The organism is Mesorhizobium maamorense (assembly GCF_044998965.1).
Classification (GTDB): domain Bacteria; phylum Pseudomonadota; class Alphaproteobacteria; order Rhizobiales; family Rhizobiaceae; genus Mesorhizobium.
The window spans coordinates 112,753-119,439 of sequence record NZ_CP173355.1 but is presented as its reverse complement, the minus strand read 5'-3'; the positions used below and the strand labels follow the sequence as shown (position 1 = coordinate 119,439).

Sequence of the window (6,687 nt, the reverse complement as noted above, 5' to 3'; positions counted from 1 at the left end):
CCCACAGAAGAGCAATCGGAAGGAAGGGACACGTCGCATTAGGGCCGCAACGTTAGTGGAGGACGGCGAAGCCGTTTTAGCGGAACGAGGACCGGAGCAGGACCAACATTCGTGACGACCGCGCTTGGCACGGCCGCATCAGGTGGTCTGCCTGCTTTTTCTCATCTATTGCTTTTTGGGCCCAGGGTGCTGCTAGCGAATCGGGTGCCAGGCGCAGCAATGTTGATCAGGGCTGGAACACCGCGTGAGAGCTTTTGAACGACCGCTATTCATTGCATTTTCGTGCGCTTCTTTCTTCATCGTTGGTGTCGGAATCGTTCTACCTGCCTGGATAGCTTTCCATGGTGGCGGCTCTCGGCTGGTGGGACTGGTGCTGCTTTCATCCAGCGTGGCGGGTCTGTTGCTTGCGCCGGTCGCGGGTCATCTGGTCGATCGGCACGATCGGCGGACCGTGACGGTGGCAGGGCAGATGATCAGGGCCTTAGGGCTGTTCCTTCTCGCTCCCACCGGAATTGTCGCAGAATCTTTGTCGCCAGTGCTTCTCATCGTTTCCGGCGTATTGGGAGCCTTCGGGTTCGCGCTTTTGGCGGGATCGCTGAGTGGTGTTTTGCAGGCGATTGTCCCAGAAGCCCAGCGCATGGGATTCGCCCTTCGGCTCTCCCTCTTTAACCAGGCTGGCATAGCGATCGGAACAGGTGCTGCCGGACTTGTCATCGATAGGCTCGGCAGTCCCATGTCTGCCCTGTTGTTCGCACTGGTGGCGCTGGCCTGTCTTCCCATGCTGAAGATGATCACGTCTCGTAGCGGCAATGTTCAATCGTCGCAGCGGCCCAGCCTCATTCCCGCTTCGAGGCAGGCGCTGAGCTATTTGCTCGATAATCCCTACAGCCTTTCGGCGGCGGTAAGTGTCGGCCTGGCCTTTGCCGTGATCCAGATCACCAATCTGCTCCTTCCAGGTTTTGTGACCCGATCACTCAGCGGAGACAGCGGACTGTTCGGCCTGCTCGAGATGACAGCCGCTGTCGCTGGGATGCTCGCGTTGGCGGTTGTCGGCATTGCGTCAATTGCCGAACGCCTCCGAAATCTTACGCCCACAATCCTGATTGCCGCGGGTGCCTCCCTGGTTCTGTTCTCCCTGGCTACAAGTCCGGCGGTCGCCGTTGTTCTTTATTGCGTGGCCGGCATGCTGTGGAACGTGGCCCGGGCGGCAGCCAATGGCCATCTTCTGACGGTCGTGGACACCACGATGATCGGCCGCGTGCAAGCCTTCACGACCCTGCTTACCAGTGGGTTTGGCCTTGCCATATATCTGCTGCCGACAATGGTGCCCGGAGCCTCGAGGCAACCCTCTACATGATGTGTGGCTTCGCCATTGCGGCCTGCGTTGGCGGCTTGTCCCTCTGGAGCAAAGCTCAAGAGCGGCGCTAATCCTGGGACTTGCTACGTCACACGGGTTTGTCGCAAAACCCGTCGTACGAAGAAGGCCGGGCGGAGCCGAAGCTCCGCCCGGTGGCAGTTAGCCCAGAGCCGCCATCTGCAGATCGGCCGCCTGCCGGCTGACGCCCTGGCCGGGGTTCTCGACCTGTCGCTCGTAGGGCCTCCAGCTCTCGCCGACGATGTGCTCGTAGGCGGCGACGGCGCCCTCGGCCGCCATGCGCAACGCGTGGGCTTGAAGGCCCATGTCGGCGGCGAACTCGCGCTTGCGCTGTGCATTGCTGTCGAAACCGACAGGACCGTCGAGGTCCTCGTCGCGGGTGTCGTTGGCCAGCCTGGCTGTGGCGTCCTTGGCCTCGGTGACGGCCTTCGAGTAGAACTGGCCTGCTCCATAGGCGGAGCCGACATAGGAGCCGACGATCCTCTGCAGGTGGATCTGCATCGCTTTGTCGGAAAGCCCCTCGGAGAGTGTGTCGGCGCCATCGACCAGGCTGCGCTCGTGGAATTCGCGTATGCCGTCGCTGTCGAGGACGGGAAGGCCGAAGCTTTCGGAGATGAGCGTGGCCTGGTGGCCGTCCGGGCAGCAGAGCCGGACCATTTCGAGGGTCGTGCCCTTGCGAAGCTGGACGACGCGGGCCTTGGTCCTGGTGGAGCGGGTTGAACTGGACATTGAGCTTTCCTTTGTAGCTATGCCCTTCAGGTGATCCGGCCCTTGCCGGTCTTCCCTGCGGGTGCGGTCGAAAGGAACCGGCGGAAGCTGGACGCTTCAGGGTCCGGAACCTGCCAGGCGAGCGAGGTCGGCTTGCGGAAAAGCGGGGGCCAGTCCTTCACTGGTTCCTGCGCAGGACGCGGGCGGGCCTTGCCGAGATCGGCGGGTTCCGGCCGCTCCGCGGCGCGATAGCGGCCTTGAAGGGGCCAGCCGCCGGTTCAGACCGCAGCAAACCCGCCGGAAAGACCGGCCAGGGATGAATTCGGATATCGGCATGCGGGAGGAAATCCACTGTTCAATTCCCGCCGCCACACGATCCGCCTGCCCGCTAGGTGCGCGAGGGACGGCGTTTGAACTTCGGCTCATGCTGGTATCGGAGTGCGCCGGTCCGTTGCTGCGGATCAGATCTTCGGCCTGCTCCCACGTCGAACTGACAACGCACTGTATTCAATCCCGCGGCAATGACAGATCACAAGGACGACTACGTCTATGATGAGCGACAGGGGAGTGGCGACCAGAGTCGGAGATGGCTGCCATTGCAGCTTCTGCCGGACGCATCGAAGTGCCCGTATGCCGCCGACAAGGTGCTTGCCGACGGCGACTCCGTTGCCCTTCGTCAAGGACCTCAAGGTCAAAGGCGCGGGGCAGAGTCTGAAGCAGGGCACGGTGATCAAGTCGATCCGCCTCACCGACAATCCCGACGAAATCGACTGCCGGCATGACGCGATAAAGGGCTGGTGTTGCGAACCGAGTTCGTACGCAAGCGCTGACCAGGCCGCAGTATCAGGCGCGCCTCAGGTCCGGTGGCAGTCTGGCACGCAGCACCTCGATTGCAGCGTCCTGCCTTGCTAGTTTGCGAGATAGCGCATCGATCTCGTGCTGCCTTTCCTGTGTGATCGCGGCAAGGTTCGATCGATACCGTTCCAGAAAGGTCCTGGCATCGGCAGGTTTTAGGCGTCGGTGGCCGGTACGCTGGGGCTTGAGCTGCGGAATAATTGCCGTCATCCGCCTTATGATCTGCCGGTCGATCATATCAAGCTGGCGCTGTGTCTGGCGCCGTGCCTCTTCCATGCGAAAGAGCTGCGCGCGGCGATCGGGGACAGACACTATGTGTCCCTCCCCGCCAATCCATGAAGCTCGGTGGCCCGCCATAGACACGATGGCGCGCAACATCGATGACGAATCCAAAGCGGCCGACATGGTATTCGTCGGTCGAAACGAGAAAGCGACGTTCCTCCGTGCCCGGTCCACGCTTGCCGCCAGGGGTCGCGATAACCTCGGTGAAACCGGCCTGGTGCTCGCAACGGATCGCCGACACCACGACCCAGTCATCGGTATGCTTCTCGAAGAATGCCCGCTCGTCCTTTTTCGCAGATTGGCCGGGTTCGAGCACCCTCCCGTGGATCGCCTCCCAGGCGTCCGGATACCAGTCGCGGATCGTCTTTTCCGCACACGCCTTCTCGAAGTCCGTGAAGAGCTGCGGGAAGGCTTGGGCGACGGCCGCCCAATGGCAGTCCTCTTCGTACCAGCCGCCATCGGCACGGAGCATATCATGGACTTTGCGATTTCGCTCCACCGACAGATGGAACCCGCCATGGCTCGCTGTCGAATGGCAGGTCACACCCTCGGCATAGACAGTCGCTGCCTGCGACGTTCCCCATGGCGTGTGGGCACGGGAGTGGATCTCGCGACGTCCGAGCGCTGCGCGCTGCTGCTGGTGGAGGGCGCTCTCCTCGACATGCGCGCAAAACGCCGCCTCGTCGGCAAGCTCACCGGCATGGCCGTAGAAATCGCTGCGCGTCCATTCGGCCATGGGCCGGCGGATACGCCAGCCCGTGACAAGATAGTGCCGGCCATTCCGGGCCGGAATCATGGCGAACGCCGTTTCACCGACAAGCGCAACGGGATAACCGTCGGCGCTGCGGCCAGAACAAACCCCCAGATTACCGGGGGCCTCGTGGTCTCGTATCCGGGGACTGACCGCGCTCATGCCGCCGCCCTCCCCACGACGGTATCCGCGGCCACGGCATCGGCCGTCACCTCTTGCAAAACGGCTCGCGGATAGCCGTGCTGCGTCAGCCATTCCTCGGCATCCGCACGATGGCTGGCGAGATAGACCAGTTCGGGGTCTTCGCCGTCGCGGTCGAGCACCAGGACCGAGCCGATACCGGGCCGCTCCTTCACCGCGAAGTTGAGATTGCTGTTCACCGAAAAGCTTTGGTGAACGCGCAGGACGATGGCACCCTGACTGCCATAGTCGCCCTTGTGCAGGATAATGCATGCCGGCAGCGTGATGTTGCCGACGCGGGTTTCGGCCTGCTTGCGGATCAGCCGGCCGCCACTGTTGCGGTTCTCCCAGGCGGCGAGCTTCTTGCGATGCCGTTCGGGCGGGCGTGGTATTCCATCGCGATAAGTTACGATCGAACCGAGTGGAACGAGGTCATAGATCAATTGAGCCGACATGATGGGTCTCCGGTGTTTAGGGTGAAAACGAAACCGCCGCCGGTGAGGTCACCGGCGGCGGTAATGCGATCGGAAGGAAGAAGGCGCGCGCTGCTACTCGGCGGCCTCGCGGAAGCCTTCAGCGTCATCGTCGCCGGCATAGTCGTGCAGCGGCTCGACGAGCGCATCGCCGTCGAGCTCGTCCGGCGTGCCGTCGTCCTCAGGCTGTTGCCTGGCCTCGTTCATCTTCAGCCAGGAGGTCAGCTTTTCCGGGGCGGGCGCAAACAGCGCCGACGGGTGGACGAAGCGGCCCTCCTTGAAATGCTCGACCAGGGCCGCACGGGTGTCCTTGACCTTCTGACGGGGCAGGACGGATGTATCCGCGCAGGCGGCTTCCAATGCCTGCCGCGACAGGCATGACAGGAAGTCCTCCGTCCCCATGTTCGGCAGGTAGTGGTCGGCGGCGATGACGGTGCCGGCGACACGGGCGACAACGCCGCTGTCCGAGCGATTCTCCCTGCAGGACAGAACGTCGATCAGCAAGGACCGCACGGCAATGCGCAGCGTGTCCATTTCGAACGCGAGCCTGCCCTCCTGGTCGAACAGGCGCGCGGCATGTTCGCCGAGGCCTGCGGCCCCGTAACAGGAGATGTCGCGGGCACCAGATGCCACTGTGACATTCTGGCCGGCGAAGGCGAGGACGAGCAGCGCCATCAGCGTGTCGTCCTCGATCGGTGCGCGCGACAGCGCCTCGTGCAGCGCGTCGGTACGCAGATCGCCGATCATCTCTATGCCTTTGCGCGTCACGTCCGGACGCGGCTTTGCCGTAACGACGATATCATCGCCATCGGCCTCAACATCAGCGCCATTCTTGCCCTTGGGCTGTTTGGCCGCCGGCATGCGGTACGCGAGCGACTGCACCTTGCCGTCGCGGTCGAGATACATGGCGGTGTGATCGGACTTCGACGGCTTGCCGTACACACGCTCGGCCTTGGGCGGCAGCTTCGGCTCGCCCCACTGACCGGCTTCCACGATCACGCCGCGCTTGGGCAGAGTGTTTGCCATCCACTCCTGCTGCGCGCCAAGGAAGGCCTCGACATCGGTCGTATAGCGGCTGTCCGCATCGGCCGGCGCGAACAGGTCCTCGACCCAGGCAATGCCGTAGGCGTGAGCGAGATCGTCACCGAAGCTGGCGTCGCGCGCGTACATGCGGCGCTTCGTCAGCCCCTGCGCCACGCTCCACCACGACACCTGGGGATCGGCCTTGGACGGCTTGTGCTTCTTCCAGACCTCCTTCTGGTCATCAAGCGAAGCCGACGCGATGGTGCGCAACTGCTGCTCGTTGGGCATGTCGCCCTTGACCATCTGGTCCAACATGGCCGGCAGAACGTTCGCGAGCAGGCGCAGCTTCCTGATCTGGCGGACGGGAAGCGCTAAAGCGAGGGCGATCGCTTCCTCAGTCCAGCCGAGCGCGACCAGCCGCTCAATCGCGCGCCATTGATCGACGGGATTGAGCTGCTCATGCGCCAGCGTCTCGGCCAGCGACCGCATTGCACCACCATCCTCGGCGCGCTCGATGACCAGCACGGCGATCTCTTCCAAACCCGCGGCAATCGCCTGCCTCACACGACGATGTCCGGCATCAACGACATAGCCGTTGCCGCCATCCGCTTCCGGCGCCACGACAGGTGGCTGCACGATGCCGACGGCGCGAATGGTAGCCAGCAGCAGCGCGTCGGCCTGCGGGCTGGACTTCGAGCGCCGCGCGTTGTCAGGGTTGTCCTTCAGCGCACGCGGATCGACAAACTTCAGTTCCATGGAGATGCTCCTTCAAGGGTTGCGGACACCGCCGTTCGCGGGTCCTTCCTCGTCTTCTTCCCGAAGACATCCCCCGGAGCGCGGAGCGGACGGGCCGGTGCAACTGCGGCCGAGCATCCCTGCCGGGCAGATCAAGCGGGGCTCCGAGCCCTGCGCAGAGCGATCGGCCGGGATCGCGAGCGGCGCGGTTGAGCGCCAGCGTCAGCGGCCCGCCCGATCTGCGAGCGGGCTCTATTCTTCCTCCGTTTTCCTTTCCTCCTCCCTCCGACGTGGATCCAGAACCG

General features: G+C 63.5%; 6 protein-coding genes and 1 pseudogene. 2 read left to right on the top strand and 5 right to left on the bottom strand.

Features of this window, described 5'->3' with window-relative positions; all coding sequences use genetic code 11:
* The first annotated feature begins 244 nt into the window (after positions 1-244).
* Positions 245-1,357, top strand: a complete 1,113-nt coding sequence (locus ACIU1A_RS00640) for an MFS transporter (protein ID WP_404924669.1) — start codon at positions 245-247, stop codon at positions 1,355-1,357.
* Positions 1,358-1,516: 159 nt separating this feature from the next.
* On the opposite strand, the gene ACIU1A_RS00635 is transcribed toward ACIU1A_RS00640, so the two are convergent.
* Positions 1,517-2,104: a hypothetical protein gene (locus ACIU1A_RS00635; RefSeq protein ID WP_287161447.1), complete on the bottom strand. Its 588-nt coding sequence runs from the start codon at positions 2,102-2,104 to the stop codon at positions 1,517-1,519.
* Between the two features lie 500 nt (positions 2,105-2,604).
* On the opposite strand from ACIU1A_RS00635, the pseudogene ACIU1A_RS00630 reads away from it, so the two are divergent.
* Positions 2,605-2,913: pseudogene (locus ACIU1A_RS00630) on the top strand (alkylphosphonate utilization protein).
* 13 nt (positions 2,914-2,926) lie between these two features.
* Here the strand turns inward: ACIU1A_RS00630 and ACIU1A_RS00625 are convergent.
* From ACIU1A_RS00625 to ACIU1A_RS00610, 4 genes are all read right to left on the bottom strand, one after another.
* Positions 2,927-3,175 (bottom strand): hypothetical protein, encoded by a 249-nt coding sequence (locus ACIU1A_RS00625; RefSeq protein WP_404924668.1) that lies wholly within the window; start codon positions 3,173-3,175, stop codon positions 2,927-2,929.
* Position 3,176: 1 nt separating this feature from the next.
* Positions 3,177-4,133: a DUF7007 domain-containing protein gene (locus tag ACIU1A_RS00620; protein ID WP_404924667.1), complete on the bottom strand. Its 957-nt coding sequence runs from the start codon at positions 4,131-4,133 to the stop codon at positions 3,177-3,179.
* On the bottom strand, positions 4,130-4,606 hold the full coding sequence (locus tag ACIU1A_RS00615; protein ID WP_404924666.1) for a hypothetical protein: 477 nt from the start codon (positions 4,604-4,606) through the stop codon (positions 4,130-4,132). The genes ACIU1A_RS00620 and ACIU1A_RS00615 overlap by 4 nt, the downstream gene beginning before the upstream one ends.
* Positions 4,607-4,699: 93 nt before the next feature.
* Positions 4,700-6,403 (bottom strand): ParB N-terminal domain-containing protein, encoded by a 1,704-nt coding sequence (locus ACIU1A_RS00610; RefSeq protein WP_404924665.1) that lies wholly within the window; start codon positions 6,401-6,403, stop codon positions 4,700-4,702.
* Between the last annotated feature and the right edge of the window lie 284 nt (positions 6,404-6,687).

What these genes read in the sequence shown, in the direction of transcription:
- ACIU1A_RS00635 (WP_287161447.1), bottom strand. Translation starts at nt 2,104, where the DNA reads ATGTCCAGTTCAACCCGCTCCACCAGGACCAAGGCCCGCGTCGTCCAG.
- ACIU1A_RS00625 (WP_404924668.1), bottom strand. Translation starts at nt 3,175, where the DNA reads ATGATCGACCGGCAGATCATAAGGCGGATGACGGCAATTATTCCGCAG.
- ACIU1A_RS00620 (WP_404924667.1), bottom strand. Translation starts at nt 4,133, where the DNA reads ATGAGCGCGGTCAGTCCCCGGATACGAGACCACGAGGCCCCCGGTAAT.
- ACIU1A_RS00615 (WP_404924666.1), bottom strand. Translation starts at nt 4,606, where the DNA reads ATGTCGGCTCAATTGATCTATGACCTCGTTCCACTCGGTTCGATCGTA.
- ACIU1A_RS00610 (WP_404924665.1), bottom strand. Translation starts at nt 6,403, where the DNA reads ATGGAACTGAAGTTTGTCGATCCGCGTGCGCTGAAGGACAACCCTGAC.